At 41.5% G+C, this 22584-nt stretch carries 24 protein-coding genes and 1 pseudogene; 4 read left to right on the top strand and 21 right to left on the bottom strand.

The annotated features are described in order from the left end of the window. From F3G91_RS09835 to F3G91_RS09825, 3 genes are read left to right on the top strand one after another with little or no spacing between them, the layout of a single operon-like run. Window positions 1-894 (top strand): SPOR domain-containing protein, encoded by an 894-nt coding sequence (locus F3G91_RS09835; protein ID WP_149701455.1) that lies wholly within the window; start codon window positions 1-3, stop codon window positions 892-894. Next, a complete protein-coding gene (locus tag F3G91_RS09830; protein WP_149701454.1) occupies window positions 891-1679 on the top strand; it encodes a shikimate dehydrogenase in 789 nt (262 codons plus the stop codon). Before F3G91_RS09835 ends, F3G91_RS09830 begins: the two co-directional genes overlap by 4 nt. 49 nt (window positions 1680-1728) lie before the next feature. Then, entirely contained in the window at window positions 1729-2307 is a 579-nt protein-coding gene (locus tag F3G91_RS09825; RefSeq protein WP_149701453.1) for a hypothetical protein, read from the top strand. Window positions 2308-2365: 58 nt separating this feature from the next. Here F3G91_RS09825 and F3G91_RS09820 read toward each other — a convergent pair whose 3' ends face one another. The 7 genes from F3G91_RS09820 to gltX form a co-directional block, all read right to left on the bottom strand. Next, a complete protein-coding gene (locus F3G91_RS09820; RefSeq protein ID WP_103573127.1) occupies window positions 2366-4201 on the bottom strand; it encodes an aryl-sulfate sulfotransferase in 1836 nt (611 codons plus the stop codon). A gap of 295 nt (window positions 4202-4496) precedes the next feature. Further along, window positions 4497-5171, bottom strand: a complete 675-nt coding sequence (locus F3G91_RS09815) for an MqnA/MqnD/SBP family protein (protein WP_103650325.1) — start codon at window positions 5169-5171, stop codon at window positions 4497-4499. Further along, window positions 5168-5440, bottom strand: a complete 273-nt coding sequence (locus tag F3G91_RS09810; protein ID WP_103650324.1) for a barstar family protein — start codon at window positions 5438-5440, stop codon at window positions 5168-5170. Before F3G91_RS09810 ends, F3G91_RS09815 begins: the two co-directional genes overlap by 4 nt. Then, window positions 5437-5943 carry a ribonuclease domain-containing protein gene (locus F3G91_RS09805; protein WP_004317681.1) on the bottom strand — a complete coding sequence of 169 codons (507 nt, stop codon included), beginning with the start codon at window positions 5941-5943 and terminating at the stop codon, window positions 5437-5439. Before F3G91_RS09805 ends, F3G91_RS09810 begins: the two co-directional genes overlap by 4 nt. 9 nt (window positions 5944-5952) lie before the next feature. Further along, window positions 5953-6579 (bottom strand): uracil phosphoribosyltransferase, encoded by a 627-nt coding sequence (gene upp / locus F3G91_RS09800; protein ID WP_103636570.1) that lies wholly within the window; start codon window positions 6577-6579, stop codon window positions 5953-5955. A gap of 90 nt (window positions 6580-6669) precedes the next feature. After that, entirely contained in the window at window positions 6670-7923 is a 1254-nt protein-coding gene (locus F3G91_RS09795; protein ID WP_149701452.1) for a malic enzyme-like NAD(P)-binding protein, read from the bottom strand. Beyond that, the gene (gltX, locus tag F3G91_RS09790) at window positions 7920-9299 is read right to left on the bottom strand and encodes a glutamate--tRNA ligase (RefSeq protein ID WP_148803498.1); all 1380 of its coding nucleotides are present in this window, start codon (window positions 9297-9299) and stop codon (window positions 7920-7922) included. The genes F3G91_RS09795 and gltX overlap by 4 nt, the downstream gene beginning before the upstream one ends. Window positions 9300-9369: 70 nt before the next feature. Here gltX and F3G91_RS09785 point away from each other — a divergent pair, with 70 nt between their 5' ends. Beyond that, on the top strand, window positions 9370-10200 hold the full coding sequence (locus tag F3G91_RS09785; RefSeq protein ID WP_149701451.1) for a peptidylprolyl isomerase: 831 nt from the start codon (window positions 9370-9372) through the stop codon (window positions 10198-10200). A gap of 90 nt (window positions 10201-10290) precedes the next feature. Here F3G91_RS09785 and F3G91_RS09780 read toward each other — a convergent pair. The 14 genes and pseudogenes from F3G91_RS09780 to guaB form a co-directional block, all read right to left on the bottom strand. Continuing rightward, a pseudogene (locus tag F3G91_RS09780) lies at window positions 10291-10697 on the bottom strand (YedE family putative selenium transporter); the annotation flags it as partial. An 89-nt stretch (window positions 10698-10786) separates the two neighbouring features. Beyond that, window positions 10787-11878: a succinyl-diaminopimelate desuccinylase gene (gene dapE / locus F3G91_RS09775; RefSeq protein ID WP_149701450.1), complete on the bottom strand. Its 1092-nt coding sequence runs from the start codon at window positions 11876-11878 to the stop codon at window positions 10787-10789. Continuing rightward, window positions 11878-13254: an EAL domain-containing protein gene (locus tag F3G91_RS09770; protein ID WP_223227872.1), complete on the bottom strand. Its 1377-nt coding sequence runs from the start codon at window positions 13252-13254 to the stop codon at window positions 11878-11880. Before F3G91_RS09770 ends, dapE begins: the two co-directional genes overlap by 1 nt. A gap of 72 nt (window positions 13255-13326) precedes the next feature. After that, window positions 13327-13788 (bottom strand): hypothetical protein, encoded by a 462-nt coding sequence (locus tag F3G91_RS10535; protein WP_223227871.1) that lies wholly within the window; start codon window positions 13786-13788, stop codon window positions 13327-13329. 96 nt (window positions 13789-13884) lie between these two features. Further along, on the bottom strand, window positions 13885-16086 hold the full coding sequence (locus F3G91_RS09765) for an endonuclease MutS2 (protein WP_188116832.1): 2202 nt from the start codon (window positions 16084-16086) through the stop codon (window positions 13885-13887). Beyond that, complete coding sequence (locus F3G91_RS09760) at window positions 16083-16427, bottom strand: hypothetical protein (protein ID WP_149701448.1); 345 nt, start codon at window positions 16425-16427, stop codon at window positions 16083-16085. The genes F3G91_RS09765 and F3G91_RS09760 overlap by 4 nt, the downstream gene beginning before the upstream one ends. After that, complete coding sequence (locus tag F3G91_RS09755; RefSeq protein ID WP_149701447.1) at window positions 16421-16738, bottom strand: hypothetical protein; 318 nt, start codon at window positions 16736-16738, stop codon at window positions 16421-16423. Before F3G91_RS09755 ends, F3G91_RS09760 begins: the two co-directional genes overlap by 7 nt. Beyond that, complete coding sequence (gene murC, locus F3G91_RS09750; protein ID WP_103569703.1) at window positions 16738-18045, bottom strand: UDP-N-acetylmuramate--L-alanine ligase; 1308 nt, start codon at window positions 18043-18045, stop codon at window positions 16738-16740. Before murC ends, F3G91_RS09755 begins: the two co-directional genes overlap by 1 nt. An 85-nt stretch (window positions 18046-18130) precedes the next feature. Then, entirely contained in the window at window positions 18131-18484 is a 354-nt protein-coding gene (locus F3G91_RS09745) for an MmcQ/YjbR family DNA-binding protein (protein ID WP_149701446.1), read from the bottom strand. Window positions 18485-18487: 3 nt separating this feature from the next. Then, the gene (locus tag F3G91_RS09740; RefSeq protein ID WP_149701445.1) at window positions 18488-19048 is read right to left on the bottom strand and encodes a DNA-3-methyladenine glycosylase I; all 561 of its coding nucleotides are present in this window, start codon (window positions 19046-19048) and stop codon (window positions 18488-18490) included. Further along, a complete protein-coding gene (locus F3G91_RS09735) occupies window positions 19045-19839 on the bottom strand; it encodes a carbon-nitrogen hydrolase family protein (protein ID WP_149701492.1) in 795 nt (264 codons plus the stop codon). The genes F3G91_RS09740 and F3G91_RS09735 overlap by 4 nt, the downstream gene beginning before the upstream one ends. Continuing rightward, the gene (gene xseB / locus F3G91_RS09730; protein WP_004317712.1) at window positions 19832-20023 is read right to left on the bottom strand and encodes an exodeoxyribonuclease VII small subunit; all 192 of its coding nucleotides are present in this window, start codon (window positions 20021-20023) and stop codon (window positions 19832-19834) included. Before xseB ends, F3G91_RS09735 begins: the two co-directional genes overlap by 8 nt. A gap of 3 nt (window positions 20024-20026) precedes the next feature. Further along, window positions 20027-21133 (bottom strand): homoserine O-acetyltransferase MetX, encoded by a 1107-nt coding sequence (metX, locus tag F3G91_RS09725; protein WP_149701444.1) that lies wholly within the window; start codon window positions 21131-21133, stop codon window positions 20027-20029. Beyond that, complete coding sequence (gene guaB / locus F3G91_RS09720; protein WP_009294929.1) at window positions 21133-22581, bottom strand: IMP dehydrogenase; 1449 nt, start codon at window positions 22579-22581, stop codon at window positions 21133-21135. Before guaB ends, metX begins: the two co-directional genes overlap by 1 nt. Window positions 22582-22584: the final 3 nt, after the last annotated feature.

Genomic DNA, 22584 nt, shown 5'->3' with positions numbered 1-22584 from the left:
ATGGAAAACGAAGAGTTAAAAGATATACTTTTAGAAAAAGATGATGAGGCAAAGGGCGCAAAACTAAAGAAACTTCTTATGTTTATAGCAGCTCTTGTTATACTTTTTTTAATCATCATCGTAGCCATGAAGCTTATAAACTCAAGCGACTCAACACAAGCACAAAATGAAGCCGACTCAAGACTAGTTCTGCCTCCAGTGCCAGCAGAGCAGCCAGTCGATACGCAGGTACCTGCACAAGACACAAATTCAGATGTTAAAAAAGGCGATACACAACTTTTCGAGCAAGTGCCTATCGTGCCTGAAAATAAGCAACAAGATGATTTTGAAGATATGATCAAAAAGCTAAAAGATAAAGAAGGTGCAAAATCAGCTCCTAAAACTGAAGAGCCAAAAGAGGTAGTAAAAGCTGTCGAGCATCCAACTGAAGCACCTAAAAAAGCTGAGGCAAAGGTAGAGGCTCCAGCTAAAAAAGCTGAAACAAAAAGCGAAGCTAAAGTAGAGAAAAAAGTTGAAGCAAAGCCAGCCAAAACTGAGGCAAAAACAGAGAAGAAAGCTGAAACTAAAGCCGAGAAAAAACCTGAAACAAAGGTAGAAAAAAAGGCTGAAACTGCTGCAAAAGCAGAAAAAGTAGAGAAAAAAGCCGAAGCTCCAGCAAAAGCTGAGAGCGTCGCAAAAGGCTCTTATGTTCAAGTATTTGCAACTAGTAAATTTAACCCAAATGCCGACTATATGAAAAAAATAGCAGCCAAAGGCTATAGCTACAAAACTATAAAAGCTGGCGAGCTAACTAAAATTTTAGTTGGTCCATTTGATGAAAAAGGGCTACAAAAAGCTGTAAATGACATAAGAAAAGATGTCAATAAAGACGCTTTTGTCTTTAGAGCAAAATGAAAACCTTCGCAGTTTTTGGAGATCCGATAGCTCACTCGGTATCTCCAAGACTACACAACAAAGCCATTGCCGATCTAGCTCTTGATGCCCTATATACTAGGGTTTTGCTAAAAGATGGCAATGAGCTAATCAATAAATTTAAATCCCTAAAACTAAACGGCGCAAATGTCACACTCCCACATAAAGAATTTGCTCTAAATTTAGCCGATGAGGCCTCAGAAGCAGCACGTAAAATAGGCTCTGCAAACACCTTGGTGCTAAAAAATGAGAAAATTTATGCCTACAACACTGACGCACCTGGCTTTTTAAAAGCGATATCAAATTTCAAAGAGGCAAAAAGCGCCATCATCCTTGGAGCTGGAGGCACAGCAAACGCCCTAGCCTACGCACTTAGATCACAAAACATAGATGTTTGCATACTAAATAGAAGCAAGGCAAGACTTGATAAATTTAAAGATCACTATGAGTGCTTTAGCTGGGATGACTATAAAGAGCATAAATTTGATCTAGTAGTAAATTCAACCTCAGCAGGGCTAAAAGACGATCTTTTGCCAGCACCAAAAGAGATTTTAGATGGCATTTTAAAAAGCGCTAAATTTGCATTTGACGTGATATATGGCAAGCAAACGCCATTTTTAAAAGAGGCTAAAAGGCAAAATTTAGCATGCAAAGACGGAGCTGATATGCTCTTGTATCAAGCGGTTTTAGCGTTAAATTTATTTTATAACAGCACCCTCGATGAGAAAAAGATAGAAATTTCTATGCGAGAGGCTTTGAGTTTATAGGGTTTGCAAGACCATATCGTTTAAAATCAAAATGGATAAATCATCAAGCTTGATAAATAAGGCTCTAAAGTTTAGCGATATAAATTTTAACTCCTTTAGCCACTCTAAAAACTGGATAGGCTTTTTTGAGATAGAGGATGAAAGCTGGGCTTCTGGTGTAGATACCGCGCTAAAGCTTTTTGATAAATATTTTTATAAATTTAAAAATGAAGCATTTGTCATAAGCGCCTTAAACTACGACGATACTAACTTGAGCGATGAAGCGCTTGAGGTAAAAACTTTGCACGATAAATTTAAAAAGTTAGGCATCTTGCAAGAGCCAAATGAGCACTTTGACCTTGGTTTAGATGGTGAGATTTTGCTGCCTGCCATCTGCCTTAGGATAGATACTTTGAAATTTGATGAGATCAAAGATCTAGCTAAACTACTCATGCTCTATACATACTCCTTAAACGAGTGGTGCTTTTTCATCTTTCCAAGTCTAAATTTAGCGCTTTATCCGCATGATGAGAAGGGCTTTGGCTGCACCAGACTAAATGACGATATAAAAAATGGGAGAGAATTTCTGGAATTTTGTAAAAAAGAGAAAAATGCAAAGGTTATTTTAAAAGAGCAAAATACCAACTAAATTTTAAAATCAAACAAAACTAAAAAGCCTCCCTTGCCGAAGCAAAGGAGGAAAATTTTTATTTCTCAAACGCTTTTTGCAAGCTAAATGGAAACGCCTGATAGCCCATAGCATTTGTCATCTTTATCTCGATGCTAGGCTCTTTTGCGCCCCACTCAAACTCATCGATGTGCGGGCTAGGAAGTCCTACTGGGCGACCTTTTGCGATGTCAAACTGCATGCCAGCAACGGCTGAATAGACCATCACGCTATCAAGGTCATCTTGATACTGCGTAAGGCTAGTAACCGAGCTATACCACTCTTTACCGCGCTCTTTGCCATACTCCCAGATCTGCTCAACGGTCTTTTTGTTCTCATCGATCTTATAAACGACCGCACGAGAGTACTTCATGCCAGCGATGGCTGGTTGCTCCATGCCCCTTGTGTCGCCGTTGTCAAAAACACTTAGATAAATTTCACCTTTTTTAGACTTGCTATCTATCCTAAATGCCGTGTGTTGCGTCCATTGCCAGTCAAAGCCACCTTTGTCGCTCTCGTATCCTGGGCATTTTGAGTACTCATCTTCGCAGACGATCTTATTGCCCTTGCTATCAACTGGCTGAAGGAGTTTATCTTTAAATTTATCACTCCAGCCCTTGTGAGCGCCCATGATCCATTTTACTTGTTTATCACGGCCGATCTTGATAACTGCGTCTTGGTGGCGGCTTGAGATGATGATACTATCGTCGCTTGGGTCGTAATCCACGCTATTTACGTGTGCCCAGTTGCGTCCTGGACCTGCTCCTACGATGTCGCCCCATTTATCGTGCGTATCCATAGATTGAAGCTCGTCAGAGCTTGCTGTGTGTCCTGCTTTTTTAGCGTCTATGTTTAAGCAAACTGCGCCTTGATCAAGTGTTTTTAGCACGATATCGCGGTAAGGATCGAGGATCTCATATAGTCTAAAGTCATCAACTACGTTGCCATCTCTGTCAAGCTCAACGATGACGTCGCGCACTGTTCTTACGTTTTTGCCATCAGCCCTTTTGTAGTCGGCATTTGCCACGCGCAAAAAGTAGTGTCCGTTTTGTGCTACGTCCATTGAGTGAGAGAAGTCGTTGTAGCTAGCTGGTAGCTCGCGGTTGAAAATTTCTCTACCCATGATGTCGTATTTTGCGTATCTTTGGCCGTATCCCCAAGTCATCGCGCCGTCGTCATTTTGCTTAAAGCCCATCATAACGCCAGCGTGAAATGGCTGTTTTAGGTCGTAAATTTTACTTGGTTCAAGATACCATCTAACCTCGCCTTTTGTATCAAGGATGAAGTTATTTGGGCTGTAGTTCCACTCGATCGCACCGCCAGCTGGGTTGTTCCAAACGACTTTTGTGCCCTTGCCTGTTTTATTTACAAAGTTATTTACGTAGTAAAGGCGGTTTGCAAATTTAGCACTCGCTGGCTTAGTAACCTCGATCTTGTCAAATAACGCGCCCTTTTGATTTGGCGTGCCAGCGCTCTCTAGGTAGATAGCTGGGGCGTAAATTTTATAGCTCTCTTTTATATGCTCAGTCTTGCCCTTGTAGCTCTTGTCGTACTCGACTTCAACGGTGTTTTGATAGTCAGGATACATGCCAAAAACTGGGATGCCGCCATGTGTGCGAAGATGCTTGTCAGCCACTTTGTAGCTTATCACCTGACCGCCTTGTTTTGGCACGATAGTGACCTTAGCGTTGCTTAGTGTGTAGCCGCCATTTTTGATGACTGCTGTAAGTGGGGCAGTATCGTATGGATTTACCACTACTTCGCCGATCTGCCCAGTGATAGCGTAGTCAAGTTTAGCCCCGCTTGGACCGCCTATCGCAAAAGCGCTCGAGCAAAGCACAGAGGCTAGTGCAACACAACTCAAAGTCTTTTTCATAACATCTCCTTTAGATAAATTTTATAAACTCTACTCATAAAGCTTATAAAATTTAGAAAAAGCCTTGGCAAAAACCAAGGCTTAAATCAGTAAAAGGAATAACAAAAATGATTTGCTTTGTGTGTAATTGTAGTAAATCTTTATAACATAAATTTCACGCTAAGATTAATAATAGCTTAAAATTTAAAAATATATTTAAAATTTATTAAATAGCGTATCGGGCCTCGTTATCTTCGCCATTTATAAGGTCAAATATAATAAAAAATGATGCTAGCAAATTTACCTAGGCTTATTACTACTTTACCTCTCTTAAAAACCTATGTTCTTTAAAAAATTTGCGGAGTGATTTCTGCTCTTTTGGGCCTATTTTGTAGCTTATAAATTTCAAATACCACTTGATATCTTGCTCGCTTATGCCGCGACTTTTAGCGTACTTGGCCAAGATATAGTTTGGGATTTTTACATTTTTTTGCAAAAATTTTGCGACTAGTCTTTTGTAAAACGAGCCATTTTTTACGTAAGAAAATCTACCAAAAACAAAGGGTAAATTTGTCTTTTCGTGCCAAATTTGACCAAGATCAAAAAAGCACTCTTTGCCATCGCTTAAATATGCCTTTAGCGCCCTGTCGCCTATGATCACCTCGCCATTTAGATGAAGTATCTTTGCAAGGGCGTTTGAGCTAGCTGAAGCTGGGTCAAATTTCATATCTGAGTTTTTGCGCACAAGCACGCTTTTTACATCCTTTTTGGCGACTATTCCAAAATTTAGCTTCTTTAAATTTGCCTTTTTGCTAGCTATGCTTGAGATAACCGCAGCGTCGATCTTTCTGGCATTTAGGGCTCTGTTTAGCTTGCTTGGCACGCCCTTTTTAAACTCTATCGCCTTTTTTATCTGAGAGCTTAGTGGGGCTGATTTTAAAAATACGTGAAATGGGAGTAAATTTAGATAATCAATCTTTCCAAATATCATTTTTCATCTTTTACAAGCTTAAATTTAACCATCTCATTTTCGTTGCTAACGTCGCGAAATAGCTGGATTAAGCTCTCTTTTGCGCCATCATCCAAAGCATTTTCGTTTTTTAGCTTTATAAGCGTTGGCTCATTTATCTCACAAAGGCAGTCAAAAAGCGCGTCTAAATTTTTGCCGTAGTACTCTGGCAGGTCAAATTTCTTAGCAAAATACTCATGCATCTTCTCTTTTTCGAGCATCTTTTTGGCGTCTAAACTCACGCTTTTCATTGCATCCTCTTCTCATAAAGCAGGTAAAAATGCTCGTAGTGATCGGGCGTGTAGTAGATAAGCCCGTCGTTTGAGTATAAAATTCTCTCAGCGCCGCGCCTGCCGCCATTATAATTAACATCGCACTCAAACCACTTTCTGCCATCAGCCTCAGGCAGCCTCTTTTCTCTGTTTGAAAATCTATCCCCGCCGATGCTTTTGCCGCCGCTTATCTGCCATAAATTTCCGCTTTTTGCGTCCCAGCCAAGTTCAAGTGCCTCTTTTTTGGTTATGAAATTCTTTGGTAGCTTGTTAAATTTATATATATAAAGAGCGACCTCATCTTTTGAGGTGTATGAGCCGTTTTCTGCGAGGCTCTGGCTCTTTTGCCCCTCTTTATTAAGCTGCTCAAGTAAAATTTGAGCGTTTTTGTTTGCCTCGCCACCCTCTTTTGAAAAAAAGAAGGTGCCAACGATGATAGCAATGACAAAGGCAACTAGAGCTGGCAAAAGTCTTTTGTTCAAATTTTGCCCTTAAAGTGTGTTAAAAACTCTATCACCAGCATCGCCAAGACCTGGAACGATATAGTTTTTCTCGTTTAGTTTCTCATCGATCGATGCCGTATAGACCTCGACGTCTGGGTAAATTTCGCTAAATCTCTTTAGTCCTTCAGGTGCAGCGATGATAGAGATAAATTTGATCTCTTTAACGCCTTTTTCACGCAAGAGCTTAACCGCGTCTATCGCCGTGCCGCCAGTTGCAAACATAGGGTCGATGATGATCGCCATGCGCTCTTTTGCGTCTTTTGGAAGCTTTGCGTAGAAAAACTCAGCCTGCGCTGTCTCCTCGTTTCGCTGAAAGCCCAAAAAGCCCACACTCGCATCTGGGATGATGGTAAAAACGCTATCAAGCATGCCAAGCGCAGCCCTTAAGATAGGGCATATCATCACCTTTGTAGTAAGCCTCTTTGCGTCTGCCAGCGCAACTGGGGTTTGGACTTTGACATCTTTTACCTTTAAATTTCTAGTCGCCTCAAAGATCATAAGATAACTGATCTCATCAACTAGCATGCGAAACTGAAAAGGCTGGGTGTTTTTATCACGTAAGATTGTTAATTTATGCTCGATCAATGGGTGTGAGATGAGCTTCACGTTTTGCATTTTTTGTCCTTAAATTTATAATTTTTGTAAGGTTTGGCATTAAAAAGCCAAATTTAAAAGGGATTTAGCCCAAAGTTGGGCTAAATTTGATTAAAAATCTTTTGCAAGTTTTGCTTTGTAAGCCTCAACATCAAAATCTTTTACTCTCGCTACGCCATCTTCAACTGCAGCTTTTGCAACCGCTGGAGCGACCGCTGTTAGCACACGCTTGTCAAATGGTTTTGGGATGATGTACTCTTTGCCAAATTTTAGCTCACTAACGCCACTTGCTTTTAAAACTTCAGCTGGCACTGGCTCTTTTGCAAGCTGTGCAAGCGCTCTAGCTGCAGCCATTTTCATATTTTCAGTGATCTTTTTAGCCCTAACATCAAGCGCGCCTCTAAAGATAAATGGAAAGCCCAAAACGTTATTTACTTGGTTAGGATAGTCGCTTCTGCCTGTGCCCATCATAACATCATCTCTTACAGCTACGACGTCCTCTGGGAAAATTTCAGGCACTGGGTTTGCCAAAGCAAAGATGATAGGCTCTTTGTTCATCGACACGACCATCTCTTTTGTCACAACGCCAGGCTTTGAAAGACCTAAAAACATATCAGCGCCTTTCATCGCATCAGCTAGTGTCCTATCCTCAGTCTCAAGCGCAAATTCGACCTTCTCTGGAGTTAGGTCTGTTCTTTTTGAGTGGATGACGCCTTTGCTATCTATCATCACGATGTGTTTTGCGCCAAGTGCTTTATACATCTTAGCGCAAGCTATGCCAGCCGCACCTGCGCCACTAACTACGATCTTTATCTTAGATATATCTTTGCCAGAAATTTCCATCGCATTTATAATGCCAGCACTTGTTATCATCGCTGTGCCGTGCTGATCATCGTGCATTACAGGGATATCGACTGCTTCTTGAAGCTTTCTTTCTATCTCAAAGCACTTTGGAGCGCGGATATCTTCTAAATTTATACCGCCAAATGTCGGAGCAAGAGCCTTGCAAATTTCAACGATCTTATCAGGATCATGCTCATCTAGCTCGATGTCAAAGGCATCAACGTTTGCAAATTTCTTAAATAGCACCGCCTTGCCCTCCATAACTGGCTTACCAGCGATAGCGCCGATGTCACCAAGTCCAAGAACAGCCGTGCCATCGGTGATGACAGCTACTAAATTTGCTTTATTTGTATATTTATAAGCTAGTTCATTGTCAGCCTCTATCTCTTTACAAGGCTCAGCAACGCCTGGTGTATAGGCCATTGAAAGGTCTCTTGAAGTCTCGCAAGGTGTCTTTACCCTGATCTCGATCTTACCGCCGATGTGGTAGTTTAGTGCCTCTTCTTTAGTTACATGTGTCATTTCTCTTCCTTTAATAAATTTTGTATTCTGTTTTTGATCTCGTTGCTACCTACTACTTCAAGCACTTCAAAGATACTTGGGCTCACGCTTGAGCCAGTTAGCGCTATCCTTAGGGCCTGAGCTAGGTCTTTTAGTTTTAAGCCATTTTGCTCTAAAAATTTATTAGTTAGCTCCTCGTAGCCCTTTGCGTCAAGGTCGCGGTCTAAAATTTGAGCAAATTTCGCCAAAATTTCTTTGCTATTTTCATTTATAAATTTAGCCCAAGCTTTCTCATCGTAGCTTTTTGGAGCGTTGATGATCGCATTTGCGCTGTTTGCCATTTCGATTAAGGTTTTTGACCTCTCACGGAGTGAATTTAGCAGTAGCTCACCCTTTACCAAAGCCTTAAAATCCACGCCAAACTCGAGCATATCGTGCGCTAGTCTCTCGTAAGGCAAGGTCTTGATGTAGTGAGAATTTAGCCAGTCAAGCTTTTGAGCGTTGTAGGTGCTTGAGCTTTTGTTGATGTCGTTTGGATTGAAGTATTTAAGCATATCCTCGATAGTAAAAATCTCATCATCGCCGTGACTCCAGCCAAGACGAACAAGAAAATTTAAGAGCGCTTCAGGCAAGTAGCCCATCTTTTTATACTCCATAACGTCAGTCGCGCCGTGCCTTTTGCTAAGCTTTTTGCCGTCCTCACCATTTATCATAGCGACGTGATAAAATTTAGGTGTTTTAAAGCCAAGCGCCTCGTAAAGAACGATCTGTTTTGGGGTATTTGAGAGGTGATCATCGCCGCGAATGACGTCTGTTACGCCCATTAGAGCATCATCTATCACAACCGTGAAGTTGTATGTTGGCGTGCCGTCGCTTCTTGCGATGATGAAGTCGTCTAAGATATCTTCAACCTTAAATTTAACCTCGCCCTTTATACCATCATGTATGACGATCTCGCCGCTAAGTGGGGCTTTTATACGGATAACTGGCTCGATGCCAGCTGGAGGCGTGCCTTTAAAGTCTCTATATCTATTATCATATTTTGGGCGCTCTTTTCTAGCCTCTTGGCTGGCTCTAAGCTCCTCAAGCTCCTCTTTGCTCATGTAGCATTTGTAGGCTTTGCCCTCATCAAGCAGCTTTTTAACATACTCTTTATAAATGTCAAATCTCTTTGACTGATAGGTCACTTCGCCGTCGTGATCTAGCTTGCACCAGGCAAATGCCTCTTTTATGGCTTGTGTGGCTTCTTCTGAGTTTCGTTTTAAGTCAGTGTCTTCGATGCGGAGCAAAAATTTTCCATTGTTAGCTCTTGCGTATAAATAATTATAAAGAGCTGTCCTAAGTCCGCCTATGTGTAGGTATCCAGTAGGCGACGGAGCAAATCTAGTAACTATCATTTTGTGCCTTATTTTTATGTTATAATTGCCCAAAATTATATTTACTAAATACTTAAATAAAGGTTTCATTATGAAAAAATTGCTCTTTTTGGCTGTTGGCGTGTTAAGTGCCTTAAATTTATATTCAGCTCAGATGATAAACGGCATCGCAGCTATCGTGGAGAACGAACCTATCACGCTTTACGAGGTTTATAGCTTGAAGGAACAGCTAAAGACAACAGAGCAGGACGCTTTAAATTTGCTTATCAGAGATAGGCTTGAAGATGCGCAGATAAAAAACTTAAATTTAAGCGTGACACCTTTTGAGCTAAACGACAGGATCGAGGCGATCGCAAAGCAAAATGGCATGACAAATTCGCAGTTTAGAAGCTCTATCCAAGCTCAAGGCATGGACTTTTTGGACTTCAAAAACAACTTAGAGCACAAGATGCTTCAAGAAAAGCTCTATAAAAGCATAGCTGCTGAGGCTGGCAAAAACATAAATGAGCAAAAAGCAAAGGCGTATTTTGACGCTAATCCTGACAAATTTAAGGTCTTTAGCACCGCTAGAGTCGTAGTTTATAGAGCAAAAGACCCTGATCTACTTGAAGCTCAAAAGACAAGCCCAAAACTACTAGACGGCGTGCAAACACAAGAGGTGAGTTTGGACTATCAAAGCATAGATCCAAGACTTGCTGCGATCATTTCAAGCACAAATAACGGCGACTACACACAGCCTTTGCAAGGACCTGATAGCTTTGATATGTTTTTAGTAAAAGAGAAGATCGGCTCATACACACCAAGCTTTGCTGATGTAAAAGATAACGTTATAAATGAGCTTTACCAAGGCGAGCAAGAAAAATTAATGAGTGATTACTTCGAAAAACTCCGCGCAAAAGCAAAAATTCAAATCCTAAGATAACTTCAAATTTAGCCACTTTGGTGGCTAAATTTCTCTAAAATTTAAATTTAAAATTTATAAGCAAAAACCTGCAAAAGCAGTCAAATTCAGTTAAACTTTTTTAGTGAAAAATCCAACGTAGATGGCGTAGATAAAGCCTATCACTACGGCATACGGGGCATAAGGTGGATGCCAGCTCCTGAGCTTGCAAGCGCAAAGTTATGACTTATCGCAGCACCTGCGCCCATGCCTAAAACAAAAAACTGAGCTTCAAAGCCAAATTTGTATTGATTTAGCACTAAATTTGTGATGCTTGCAAAAAGGACGATAGAGACTATGCCATAAAACATAGAGAAGTCACGCTCAAAAATTTTACTGATAGCTACCACTGAGCAAAATTTACTTCTTTGCATAAATGCGCCATTTTCACCAAGTTTTAGACCAAATATAAGTGCTGTCAAAAGTAAAAAAGCGATGATCGGTGGCAAAAATCCTATCGCCTTTGCAGTGGTTTCGCTCTATGGCAAAACGTAGCCGTTTTTTGAAAATTTATTCTAAAAAACGCTAGTAGTGGCGACTAAATTTAACTATTTGATAACAAATGAGATTAATGAAAATTTTCTATCAGGTCTTTAAAAACTTCATAAAGTTTATTTACTTCGCTGATGCTGACACGTTCGTTTTTAGCGTGTATGCGGTCGTTTATGACGCCAAATTCTATCGCATCTACGCCAAATTCAGCAAAATGCCTAGCATCGCTCGTGCCACCCTTTGTATTTAAAAGTGGCGTAACACCGGTGATCTTTGTGACAGAGGCCATTAAATTTCTTACGATCTTGCTATCTTTGTTCGTTAAAAATCTCTTTGAGCTTTGCTTTATACTAAGCTCGTAACTAAGCCCATCTAAAACGCTTCTAAGATAGCTCTCGACGTCATTTACATCGGTTAAATTTGAGTTTCTAACGTTAAACATTATGCTAAGCTCGCTTGGCGTGACGTTGCAAACCTGCATGCCGCCACGAATGTCCGTAACCACGATCTTGCTTGGGCTAAAAAACTCGCTCCCCCCGTCCATATCATGGTCAGCTATCTTACTTAAAAGTGGAGCTATTAAATTTACTGGATTTACGCATTTTTCTGGGTATGCTACGTGTCCTTGAACGCCCTTTATCACGATCTTGCCATTTATCGAACCACGTCTGCCGACCTTTATACTATCGCCAAATTTCTTATCACAAGTTGGCTCAGCCACGACGCAAAATTTGGGCAGATCCCCTATCTCACGCAGATACTCAAGTGCCAAAGGTGTGCCATAAGTGCCATCGCCCTCTTCGTCACTTGTTAAGATGAGGCTTAGTTTGCCATCAAATTTTGCATCTTTAGCAGCACAAACAAAGGCAGCCACGCCGCTTTTCATATCCTGCGCACCCCTTGCGTAGATGTAGCCATCTTTTTCTAGCGTGGTAAATGGCTCGCTATCCCAGCCATCGCCTGGTGGCACGACATCGACATGCCCTGCAAAGGCTAGATGCTCGCCATCTCCATAAATTTTAGAAAGTATGAGATTTTTTGTGCCATTTTTTTCTATAAATTTAGCCTCAAAATCAGGCAAAAATTTAGCGATAAACTCCAAGCTGCCTGCATCATCTGGCGTGATAGAGCGAAATTTTAAAAGCTCTTTTAAAAAGCTAACTACCACTAAAACGCCTTTTTAGAAGGAAGTCCCAAGTAAAATCCCTGGAATTCGTCGATGCCTATCTCCTTACAGACGTTAAAGATTTCTTTAGAATGAACATACTCTGCGATCGTTTTTATGCCAAGATCCTTTGCAAATGCCACGATCGCGCTAGCGATGGCGTATGAGTCTTTATTGATATCGATGTCTTTGATGATAGAGCCATCTATCTTCACATAGTCTGGCTTGATCTTTATGATATAAGAGAAATTTGAGTAGCCAGAGCCAAAGTCATCGATCGCTATCATAGCGCCCATGCTCTTTGCTCGCTCGATAAAGACTGAGACGCGCTCAGCACTCTTTAGCTCCTCGTCTTCAACTATCTCAAACACTATCCTACCAGCAACATTGTGCTTGTTTAGCAAATTTAAAACCAGCGCAGAGACGTCGCCATCTATCATATCTCGGCTGCTTAAATTTATAGAAAGAACCAAATTTGGATCCTCTATCAAGTGGTCAAAACACTTCTTGATGAGCTGTTTTTCAAGGTCTGCGTAACGCTTGATACGCTTTGAGATATCTAAAAATACACTTGGCGAGATGACGTCGTCGCGGTCTAAAATTCTTATCAAGCATTCATATTTTATAGGGATCTTTTTCTCGTCAAATATCGGCTGAAAATACGGCACGATGTTATCATTTATCGTAGCGTTTTGGATCAGTTTTGAGCGCTCGATCTGATTTGCGTATTCATCTTTTTGACTTAGTCCTTTAAAGTAGCAAACATAGTCTTTATCAAGCGTCTTAGCTGATTTTAGCGCGATGGTTGCCTTTCTTAAGGTCTGGTCGCTATCAAGCGCAAAGCCTATGGTGTTGTGAATTTCTATATCATCGACCTCTACGCCATTTTCATCTTTTATGCTAAGCATCCTGCCTTTAAAGATATCTAGTAAATTTTCAGCAAGCTCTTCGTATCTGTCGATAAAGTCGTTATTATCTTCAACCAAAGCAAATCTGTCCGCCTCGATACAATAAGCCTTCATATTCTCATTTTTGGCAAATTCTTTGATGAGATTTGCCATCTGTTTTAGTATCTGGTCACACACGTATTTGCCGTAGTAGTCGTTCATCTTGCCAAAATCATCGATATCCATAAGTATCACTTTTGGATATTTATACTCGCTCACATCTTTTATGAGCGCTGCCTTGTTAAAAAGCCCAGTCATCGGATCGATATATAGCTTCTCTTGTAGCTGGGCGATCTTAGTAGTGCTCTCTTCTTTTACTTTTAGATAGTCAAATTTGATGTTTAGATACTTAAATACAAACCAAAGACAGACCGCAAGCCCTAAAAATAGACCAATCGAGCTTAAGATCAAAGTAAGAGTCATATTTTTCATCAGCCACTGAAAATAAAATTGGTCGCTAGTGCCAGTTATCCTTTGATCTATATGCGCTTTATAGCCTAAAATTTAGTCGTTCACGGCGACAAACATACATACTTTGGCGCTATTTTCTGGCAAAATTTCAGCCCAAAAATAATTCTTTTGAAAATCATGCGAGTAGATGTCGCCACAGCTCTTGTCTTCGTAGTCTTTACCAACGAGGTTTTTGTCTGACGATGCCTCTATCTTAAAGCCATTTTTACCATTTTCTTTTAGCAAAAAGACTTCGCCAAAAGCGTTATCGGTTATATAATTTTGAAAATCTAAGACACTAAATTTACTTATATTTTTAAAGTAATTTACATATTGAGATGTTAGATACTCGGTCTTTTTTTTGAGGCCAAAGTTGTTTGTAGAAAGTGCGTTGTTGTATTTATACGAATAGACGATTAAATTTTCAGTTAAGAAAAATGCAAAAAGCAAAACCACGACCAAAGTGACGGTTTTAACCATACTAAAGTGCTTTTTTTGCGATTCGTCACCTGGCATAAAGTTTAAACTTCCTTTCTTAAATTTAAATTTTTCTACTGGATTATATCCAAGCTAAATAAAAATTTTCTTTCATTTTTTAATTAAAAATTTAGCTCAAAGCTTAACGATCTTTGCACCGTATCCGCCTTGATTTGCCGGTGCGTCAAAAAACTCTTTCACGCTTGGATGCTCTTTTAAGAAATTTTTAACAGCAAAGGCGAGCTTGCCAGTGCCGATGCCGTGAAATACGCTAACCTCATCAAATCCCATAACAAGACTATCTGAGATAAATTTATCAAGCTTTGCTATCGCCTCGTCAGCTCTCATACCGTGCAGATCAAGCGAGAGCGAGGCCGTTTTTGGCTTATCGACATTTAGGCTAACGCTGCTTTTTTTAGGCGGCGCCACTTCATTGCCATTTTTTCTTAAAAGTTCGAGTGGCACGCGCAAATTTATGCCATTTGACTCGATCATCGCATCATTTTTTGAGATACTTAAAACCGTGCCTTTGATATTTTCATACTTCACTCTATCGCCTATTTTTAGGCTCTCTCGCTCAGTTTTTTTAGGCTTAACGATGGCAGCTTTTTTCTCATTTGCCACGTTTAGCGCCCTTTGCTTGTCTTTTATCTCTTTGAAATTTATAACAGCTTTTGCCGCATTTATCGCTTCATAATACTCTTTTTCTAGGCGCGAAATAGTCGCATTTAGCTTGATCTCATTTTTCTCTTTTAGCTCTTTTTGCTCCTCAAGCAAGCGCTCTAGCCGCTCCTCTTTTGCCGTGACCTCTTTTATGCCTTCATCAAGCTTGGTTTGTAAATTTAGCGTCTTTGTGATGATCTCGTTTAAATTCTCTTTATCTTCACCATAAATTTTCTTAGCCTGAGCCACTAAATTTTGAGATATGCCGTATCTTGCCGCCGTTTCAAAGGCGTAAGACTTGCCGATCGTGCCCTTTAAAAACTCAAATTTAGGCCTTTGAGCCGCCTCATCGTAAAGTGCCGCCACCAGCTCAACCTCTGGATTTTTAGCTAGCAACATCGCAAGGCGCTTGTGGTGGGTCGTGATGATCATTTTGATATCTTGAGTGATGAGGCGCTCTATCATGACGCCATACAAGCTCGCAGCCTCTTCAAAGTCGGTGCCAAGCTCGATCTCGTCGATACCTATGATGATCGATTTTTTAGTAAAAAGCCTTGCAAAATGCACCATCCTGCCAGCAAAGGTCGAGATGTCGTTTTTCACACTTTGCGGATCTTCTATGATCGCGTCAAATTCTTTAAAAGAGCCGATCGTTGAGCGGTTTGCGTCGATACGCATAGGCAGCAGATACTTTGCAAGCAGCGTGGCTGAGATGATAGATTTTAAAAGCATCGACTTACCGCCAGCATTTACGCCGGTTATTAAAAGCACTTTTTTGCTAAAATCCACGCTCACACTCTTTGGGTTTTTTAGCGCTGGATGGGCAAATTTCTCAAGCTTTATAACGTGTGAGCTATTTGGCAAAACAAACTCATAATCACGCGATCTAGCCAAATTTACACGAGCCTGATACGCATCAAACTGATCAAAAGCGTTATTTATAAATTTCAAAAAGAGTAGGCTCTTGTTCATCTGCAGGCTAAATTTCTTGCAGTGCTCGTAAATGATCTCCTCTTTTCTATCAAGCAGCTCGCTTTGCTCCTTTTTTAGGCGCTCGGTGCTTGCAGGTGCGACGTAGAAGTAGCCGCCTGAGCTTCTAGCGATCACAGTGCCTTTTAGGGCGTGGTTAAAGCCGCCACGCACCAAAAGTGCCTCTTGTGAGTTGATGTAGTGCGTCTGGGTATCGACTAGATAGGGCGTGATGTGCTTTGAGTAGATGAGCTTTTTAAGCTCGGCGTCTATCTGGCGCTTTTTCTCGCTAAAAGCCTGCTTTATCGCAGCAAATCTCTCATCCACGCTGTCGCTAAACTCGCCGTTTTCATCAAAACTGTTTGCCATCTGGCTCATCGCTTCAGGGATTTCAACCTTTGCGATCCACTCACCAAGCCTGCCTTCAAATTTTTGCTTTTTTAGATATGAAAAATACTTAATGATCTTTGCAAACTCGTAAATTTCGCTGATGTGAAGCACCGCTTGCTTACTAAGTCTCATAAGCGCATCATCAAGTTCTTTTATCTCGTCAGGTGCCTTAAAATCATACTTTGAAAGCTCGCTGATGTTTTCAAAGTGGATTTTGCTGTCGCCTTGTAAAAATAGCGGTTTTTGCCTTGCTAAAAAGGAGTTAAATTTATCCAGATACTCGCCCAGATCGAGCTTTGCAAATATATCGTTCATTGCTCGCAGCTCGTTATAGGCACGATGAGACCTGAAAGATCACTAAATTCTCGTTTTGGCAAAAATGACGCCGTGCCAAATTCGTAGTTAAATTTCTCAGCGCTCACGTTGTATTCGCCACATTTTAGTGTTTTACCCTGCTTAAAGTCTGTCACTAGCTTCGAGATGGCGTCCTCGTTTTTGGATAAATTCTCCTCGTAAAAATAGACACAAACAAGGATCGCTACAAGCACCGCGCTAACGAGCGCTTTTATGCTTTTGCTGATCTTTTCATCTTTTATCGCCCAGATCGCTCCAAAAAGCAGCATCACGCCGGCGATTATTATCAAATTTCTTACCATTTTACGCCTTTATACTTTGCGATGAGCTCCTTGTAAAGCTCAGCATGAGGCTTGATCTTTTCTAAAATTTCAGCCCTCACCTCGCTGATATCTTGCTTTTCAACCAGCAAGCAAACGGCTAGATATGGGGCATTTGGCAGCATATCTTTTATCTGGGTGCTATTTAGCTTTTGTGACCTTGCAAGCGCGATCAAGATATCTTTTTTGCCTAAATTTATAAGGCTAGAAATTTCATCCTCGCTTAGCTCTTTTTCTTTTATCTCTTTTAAAATTTCATTTTCATCTTGGGGCTTGAAACTACTTAGATCCATTAATATCCGCCTCTTAGTTGCACGCTGATATCGCCCGCTCCAAAGCCAACTACTATGCCGTCGCTTAGGCGGTTTTTCACGCCAAATTCATCTGTAAATTCTATCCCCTCTTCAACCCTCTCGACCTTGTCTGTAAAGATCGGGTTATACTCGCTAAATTCGCTCTTCATATCAACTTCGATCGGATTTTCTCCAGCTGCATAAACTGGCAAGATGACAAGCTCATCAACGCCCTTAAAGCACTCTTTAAAGCCAGGTAAATTTGTGCTAAGTCTTGTGTAGCGGTGTGGCTGAAATATCGCTGTGACGCTTTTTATACCTAAAATTTTGGCGTATTCAAAGACTGATTTTAGTGTCGCTTTTATCTCTGTTGGATGGTGTGCGTAGTCGTCTATTAGGACGAAATTTTTGTTTGCGCTAAGGATGTCAAAACGCTTTTTGATGCCTTTAAAATTTAGTAAATTTTCTCTTATGTCTTTAAGCGGCGTCTCGTGCATCGCAGCAAGAATGGCCAAAGATGCGTCTATGGCGATGTGCTCGCCCATGCCAAAGGCTTCAAATTTGCCTAAATTTTTAAGGTTAAAGCTGGTATATGGCTGATAGTCTCTCACAACCATCGTTAGCTCGGTGATATCGGTGCTTGGATAAAGCCTGATCGCATCAAGCTTAAGCGTGCTTAAAAACTCGTCCTCAGCGTTTATCACTCTAACCTTCGCGCGCTCCAAAAAGCCCTTGTAGGCTGCGTAAAATTTAGCTAGATCGTAGTCGTAGTGCTCCATGTGCTCTGGCTCTGCGTTTGTGACGATGGCTAGATATGGGTTTGAGTTTAGAAAGCTAGAATCGCTCTCATCAGCCTCAAATACGACGTTGTCGCTTTTGGCGTAGCGCATATTTGAGCCAAACTGCTTTGAAATGGCGCCGATGATGACTGAGCCCTCAATGAGGCTTGCTAGCATCGCTGAAGTCGTACTTTTGCCGTGCGCGCCAGCTACCGCGAAAACGCACTTATCTTCAAGCACGTAAGGCAAAATTTCTTTTCTTGAAAAGCACTTTATGCCCTTTCTTCTGGCCTCCACTAGCTCGATGTTGTCCTCTTTTATCGCAGCTGAATAGACCACGAAGTCTTGGTCTTTTATCGCCTCTTTACAGTGTGGCGTGATGACCTCGATGCCTTCATCTTTTAGCTCTAGTGTCGTCTTGCTCTCTTTGATGTCGCTACCGCTTATCTTGTGGCCTTTTTCGTGTAAAAATCTAGCGATGGCTGAGATGCCGATGCCGCCAATGCCTATGAAATGGACTTTTCTGATCTCGTTGTTTAGCTCTTGCAAATTTTATCCTTAAGTTTTTCGTGATTTTAACAAAAACTACTAAATTTAAGGCTGAAAATGGCTTTTATTTGCTTAAGGCAAAGCTTTCATCTATCAGGTCAAAAACAGTTTTTTGTGAGATTTTGGAGTTTAAATTTACGCTTATCCAGTGCTTTTTATTCATGTGATATGCTTTAAAAATTTGCCGCTCATCAACTAGCACCATGGCTAGATCTGGGCTACATTTTAGATTTAAAACCTCTATCATCTCGTCACTTTCAAGGCCAAGTTTGCTTGCACTTAGCTGCATAAGTAGCGCAAACCACTTCTTGTTTTTCTTGTGACGAAAGACACTAAATTTTGGATATTTTGGGAAAATTTGCTCACCTAAAATGTCAAATTTCTCTTTTATATATTTTTCAATCTCACTTCGTTTCAAATTTCACTCCGAAATTCCTTTGCAAAAGCACTCATTTTCGTGATCGTCGATGACGCCAACGCCTTGTAAAAACGAGTAGATGATCACAGCGCCTACAAATTTAAAGCCGCGCTTTTTCATATCTTTTGAGATGCGCTTAGAGAGCTCGCTACTTGCTGGCATGTCTTTGGCACTTTTTATGTCATTTATGACGCGCTTACCATTTGTAAATTTATAGATGTAGTTATAAAACGAGCCAAACTCGGCACAAAGCTCTAAAAAAGCCTTGGCATTTTTTGGCAGGGAGTAAATTTTAAGTCGGTTTTTGATCGCTCTATCATCACTTAAAAGACTTTGAAGCTTTGTTTCATCGTAGCTAGCGATCTTTTTTGCGTCAAAGCCGTCTAAAATTTGAGCAAGCCCAGCTCTTTTTCGTAGCACATAGTCCCAGCTAAGGCCTGCTTGAAAGCCCTCTAAAATGAGCATTTCAAAAAATTTCTTATCATCTTTTACCGCTCTGCCCCACTCATAGTCGTGATAGCTCCTGCTAAACTCGCTCTTCTCAGCCCAGGCGCAGCGCTTCATCTTTTAAATTTAGCCTCTATCTGCATAAAGCCCCAGGTGCTTCTAGCCTCGCTAAGCTCCTTTTTGCTAAGCTCATCGATCATCATCTCTTCATTTTTGCCAAGCCTGTTTTTGACCTCGCCAAATGGGCTAATGAGCATCGAATCACCATAAAAACTCCACTGCTCGTCCTCGCTCTTGTGGCTCCCTACGCGATTTACGCGGAGCACATAAACGTTGTTTGTAAAGGCTCTAACCTTTAAAAGCTCCTCCCAGCGCGCCTGAGAAAAAAACGTGCAAGCCGTTGGCACAAGCACGATATCGACCTTTTTAGCGCTCATATATGCCCAGCACACGTCAAAATGCGCCTCGAAGCCAAACATGACGCCAACCTTAAATTTATCGTAGGTAAAGATAGGTAAATTTAGCTCTTCGCTTGCGTTGCTAAAAAATTTTGCCTCGTTCCAGTGTACATAAGGCATGAGGATCTGCTGATCGTATAGTTTTACTTGCGTAGGGCTAAATTTAGCTAGGCTCTTAAAAATTTCTTTGCCTTTTAAATTTATGATAGGTGCGATGATGTTTAGATCATACTTTTTTGCCATCGCAAAGAGCGCCTCTTTTTTGCGCTCGCTCTGCTCTTTTATGAGGCTTTTTGGCATACTGGCAAGCTCTTTAAAGAAGCTATTTAGCACGTATTCGCCAAGGACAACCAGCCTTGCGTTTTCATCCGCGCAAATTTTAAGGTAATAATCAAGCCTCGCCTCGCTTAAAGGCTGCGTTGGAAGCTGAAGGGCGCAAATTTTACTCATCATCCACCTGCTTTATGCTAAGTTTTGCGTTTTCTAAAATTTCTCTTGCCTCGTTTAAGAGCTTTTTGCCCTGCTCGTGCAGCTTTATGCTGTTTTCTAAGCTCACATCATCTTTATTTAGATCGTTTAAAATTTTATCAGCAAGGGCTAATTTTTCTTCAAAACTTTGCTCTTTTTGCTCCATTTTCTATCCTTTTAATATATTTTTTATATATCCATCAAATTTTTCTATCTCGACCAAAAAGGCGTCGTGGCCGTAGTTGCTATCTATCTCTACAAAATTTGTCTTTGCGCCTCTGCCCATCTCGCAAAGTGCGTCATAAATTTCTCTCATGCAGCTTGGCGGAAAGAGTAGATCGCCCTTAAATGCGATTAGGTGCAAATTTGCTTTGATCGGCGCAAGGGCATCTTTTAGGCTATCGTAGTGCCTTGTGCAGTCAAAGATATTCATCATCTTTACGATATATAGGTAGCTTAGCGGGTCAAACCTCTTTGGGAAGTTGTAGCCGTTATACTCCATATAGCGATCGACCTGAAAATGCCCAAAAAGATCGTAAAGGCCGTCAGTTTCTACGTAGTTTCGTCCAAATTTTTTATCCATGCTATCAGGGCTTAAAAAGCTGATGTGCCCTGCCATCCTGCCGTAAGCCATACCTTTTAGCCCGTTTTTTCTTATAAATTCCACGTCGTATTCACCGTTTTTGAAATTTTCATCGTTTAAAATGGCTTCGATGGCGATCTTATTAAACGCTATCGCCCAGGGCTTCGTCTGATAGGTGCTTGCAAGCATTATTATATCTTTGGCAAACTCTGGAAACTCGATAGCGTAGCAAAGTGCCTGCATGCCGCCAAGACTGCCGCCGATGACAGCCCTTGCTCTTGTGATGCCAAGCTCGCTAAATAGCCTCATCTGCGCCTTTACCACGTCGCTTATGGCAAGGACAGGGAAATTTAGCCTGTACTCTTTACCGATACTTCTATCCACGCTTAAGGGTGAGGTAGAGCCAAAGCACGAGCCTAGGATATTTACGCAGATGACGTAAAATTTATCGGTATCAACCGCCTTTTTACTGCCTATTAGCCCGTCCCACCAGCCAGCTTTCTCATCGCCTGCGTAGGTGCCAGCAGCGTGGTGCGAGCCAGTTAGAGCGTGGCAGATCACGATAACGTTGCTTTTATCAGCATTTAGCGTGCCGTAAGTCTCGTAAATAAGCTTGAAATTTGATAGCATACGGCCACTCTCAAGATAGAGTGGCTCGTTAAATTTAATAGTTCTAGTTTGCAGGTCTAACACTAATTAACTTTGTAGTTTGGTGCCTCGTGAGTGATAACTACGTCGTGGACGTGGCTCTCTTTTAGTCCTGCGCTTGTTATCTCGACAAATTCAGCTCTTTCTTGAAGAGTTGGGATATCTTTTGCGCCGACATAACCCATAGCGCTTCTTAGGCCGCCTATTAGCTGATGGATCACATCTTTTATGCTGCCAGCAAATGGCACACGGCCTTCGATGCCTTCAGGCACTAGCTTGTCTTGAGCGGTACCCTCTTGGAAGTAGCGGTCAGAGCTGCCCTTTGTCATAGCACCTATTGAGCCCATACCGCGATATACTTTATACTGGCGACCTTGGAATGTTATAAGCTCACCTGGACTCTCCTCACAACCTGCAAGCAAGCTACCTGCCATAACGCAAGCTGCACCTGCTGCAAGGGCTTTTGCCACGTCACCTGAGTATTTTAAACCACCGTCAGCGATAACTGGGATGCCATATTTGGCTGCTTCGCTTGCGCAGTCATCGATAGCTGAAATTTGAGGCACGCCAACGCCAGCAACGATCCTTGTGGTACAAATAGAACCTGGTCCGATGCCCACTTTTATGCCGTCCGCTCCTGCTTCTGCTAGGTCTTTTACGGCTGCTGGATTTGCGATATTACCGGCTACAACATCAACTTTAAAATTTGCTTTTACCTCTTTTAAAGTGTCGATGATACCCTTTGAGTGGCCGTGAGCTGAGTCGATGACGATGACATCTACGCCAGCATCAACTAGCGCTTTAGCGCGGTCTATCTGACCTACGCCAATAGCCGCAGCCACGCGAAGTCTGCCGTAGCTGTCTTTATTTGCATTTGGATACTCTTTGCGTTTTTTTAGATCTTTTATGGTGATAAGTCCGTCAAGTCTGCCGTCTTTATCGACGATAGGTAGCTTCTCAACCCTATTTTGAGAGAAAATTTTCTCCGCATCATCAAGCGTGCAGCCCTTTGGTGCAGTGATAAGCGGTGCTTTTGTCATGCGGTCTTTTACCAAAGTGCTCATATTTGTCTCAAATCTCAAATCGCGGTTTGTTAAAATTCCTATTAGTTTGCGGTCTTTGTCGATGACTGGAACGCCTGAAATATGAAGATCTGACATAAGGCTTAGAGCTTCAGCCACGGTCGCTTCTGGATTTATAAAGATAGGATCGATAATGACGCCACTTTCGCTTTTTTTAACGCGTTTGACCTCTTTTGCTTGGCTTTCGACGTCCATATTTTTGTGGATGACGCCGATACCGCCGAGCCTTGCCATCATGATAGCAGTTCTATGCTCAGTCACCGTATCCATCGCAGCAGAGACGATCGGGATATTTAGCGTGACATTTTTGCTGATCCTGGTTTTTACATCAACTTGCTTTGGCAAAATTTCAGAGTATTGCGGCACAAGAAGCACATCCTCAAATGTTAAAGCTCTCTTTACTATCTTCATATT

Origin of the sequence: Campylobacter concisus (genome assembly GCF_902460715.1) — a bacterium.
Taxonomy (GTDB): domain Bacteria; phylum Campylobacterota; class Campylobacteria; order Campylobacterales; family Campylobacteraceae; genus Campylobacter_A; species Campylobacter_A concisus_AK.
Note: the sequence above shows the minus strand (reverse complement) of the source record. Positions and strands in the feature narration are given on the sequence as shown.

What these genes read in the sequence shown, in the direction of transcription:
- F3G91_RS09835 (WP_149701455.1), top strand. Translation starts at nt 1, where the DNA reads ATGGAAAACGAAGAGTTAAAAGATATACTTTTAGAAAAAGATGATGAG.
- F3G91_RS09830 (WP_149701454.1), top strand. Translation starts at nt 891, where the DNA reads ATGAAAACCTTCGCAGTTTTTGGAGATCCGATAGCTCACTCGGTATCT.
- F3G91_RS09820 (WP_103573127.1), bottom strand. Translation starts at nt 4,201, where the DNA reads ATGAAAAAGACTTTGAGTTGTGTTGCACTAGCCTCTGTGCTTTGCTCG.
- F3G91_RS09815 (WP_103650325.1), bottom strand. Translation starts at nt 5,171, where the DNA reads ATGATATTTGGAAAGATTGATTATCTAAATTTACTCCCATTTCACGTA.
- F3G91_RS09810 (WP_103650324.1), bottom strand. Translation starts at nt 5,440, where the DNA reads ATGAAAAGCGTGAGTTTAGACGCCAAAAAGATGCTCGAAAAAGAGAAG.
- upp (WP_103636570.1), bottom strand. Translation starts at nt 6,579, where the DNA reads ATGCAAAACGTGAAGCTCATCTCACACCCATTGATCGAGCATAAATTA.
- F3G91_RS09795 (WP_149701452.1), bottom strand. Translation starts at nt 7,923, where the DNA reads ATGACACATGTAACTAAAGAAGAGGCACTAAACTACCACATCGGCGGT.
- gltX (WP_148803498.1), bottom strand. Translation starts at nt 9,299, where the DNA reads ATGATAGTTACTAGATTTGCTCCGTCGCCTACTGGATACCTACACATA.
- F3G91_RS09785 (WP_149701451.1), top strand. Translation starts at nt 9,370, where the DNA reads ATGAAAAAATTGCTCTTTTTGGCTGTTGGCGTGTTAAGTGCCTTAAAT.
- F3G91_RS09770 (WP_223227872.1), bottom strand. Translation starts at nt 13,254, where the DNA reads ATGAAAAATATGACTCTTACTTTGATCTTAAGCTCGATTGGTCTATTT.
- F3G91_RS10535 (WP_223227871.1), bottom strand. Translation starts at nt 13,788, where the DNA reads ATGCCAGGTGACGAATCGCAAAAAAAGCACTTTAGTATGGTTAAAACC.
- F3G91_RS09765 (WP_188116832.1), bottom strand. Translation starts at nt 16,086, where the DNA reads ATGAACGATATATTTGCAAAGCTCGATCTGGGCGAGTATCTGGATAAA.
- F3G91_RS09760 (WP_149701448.1), bottom strand. Translation starts at nt 16,427, where the DNA reads ATGGTAAGAAATTTGATAATAATCGCCGGCGTGATGCTGCTTTTTGGA.
- F3G91_RS09755 (WP_149701447.1), bottom strand. Translation starts at nt 16,738, where the DNA reads ATGGATCTAAGTAGTTTCAAGCCCCAAGATGAAAATGAAATTTTAAAA.
- F3G91_RS09740 (WP_149701445.1), bottom strand. Translation starts at nt 19,048, where the DNA reads ATGAAGCGCTGCGCCTGGGCTGAGAAGAGCGAGTTTAGCAGGAGCTAT.
- F3G91_RS09735 (WP_149701492.1), bottom strand. Translation starts at nt 19,839, where the DNA reads ATGAGTAAAATTTGCGCCCTTCAGCTTCCAACGCAGCCTTTAAGCGAG.
- xseB (WP_004317712.1), bottom strand. Translation starts at nt 20,023, where the DNA reads ATGGAGCAAAAAGAGCAAAGTTTTGAAGAAAAATTAGCCCTTGCTGAT.
- guaB (WP_009294929.1), bottom strand. Translation starts at nt 22,581, where the DNA reads ATGAAGATAGTAAAGAGAGCTTTAACATTTGAGGATGTGCTTCTTGTG.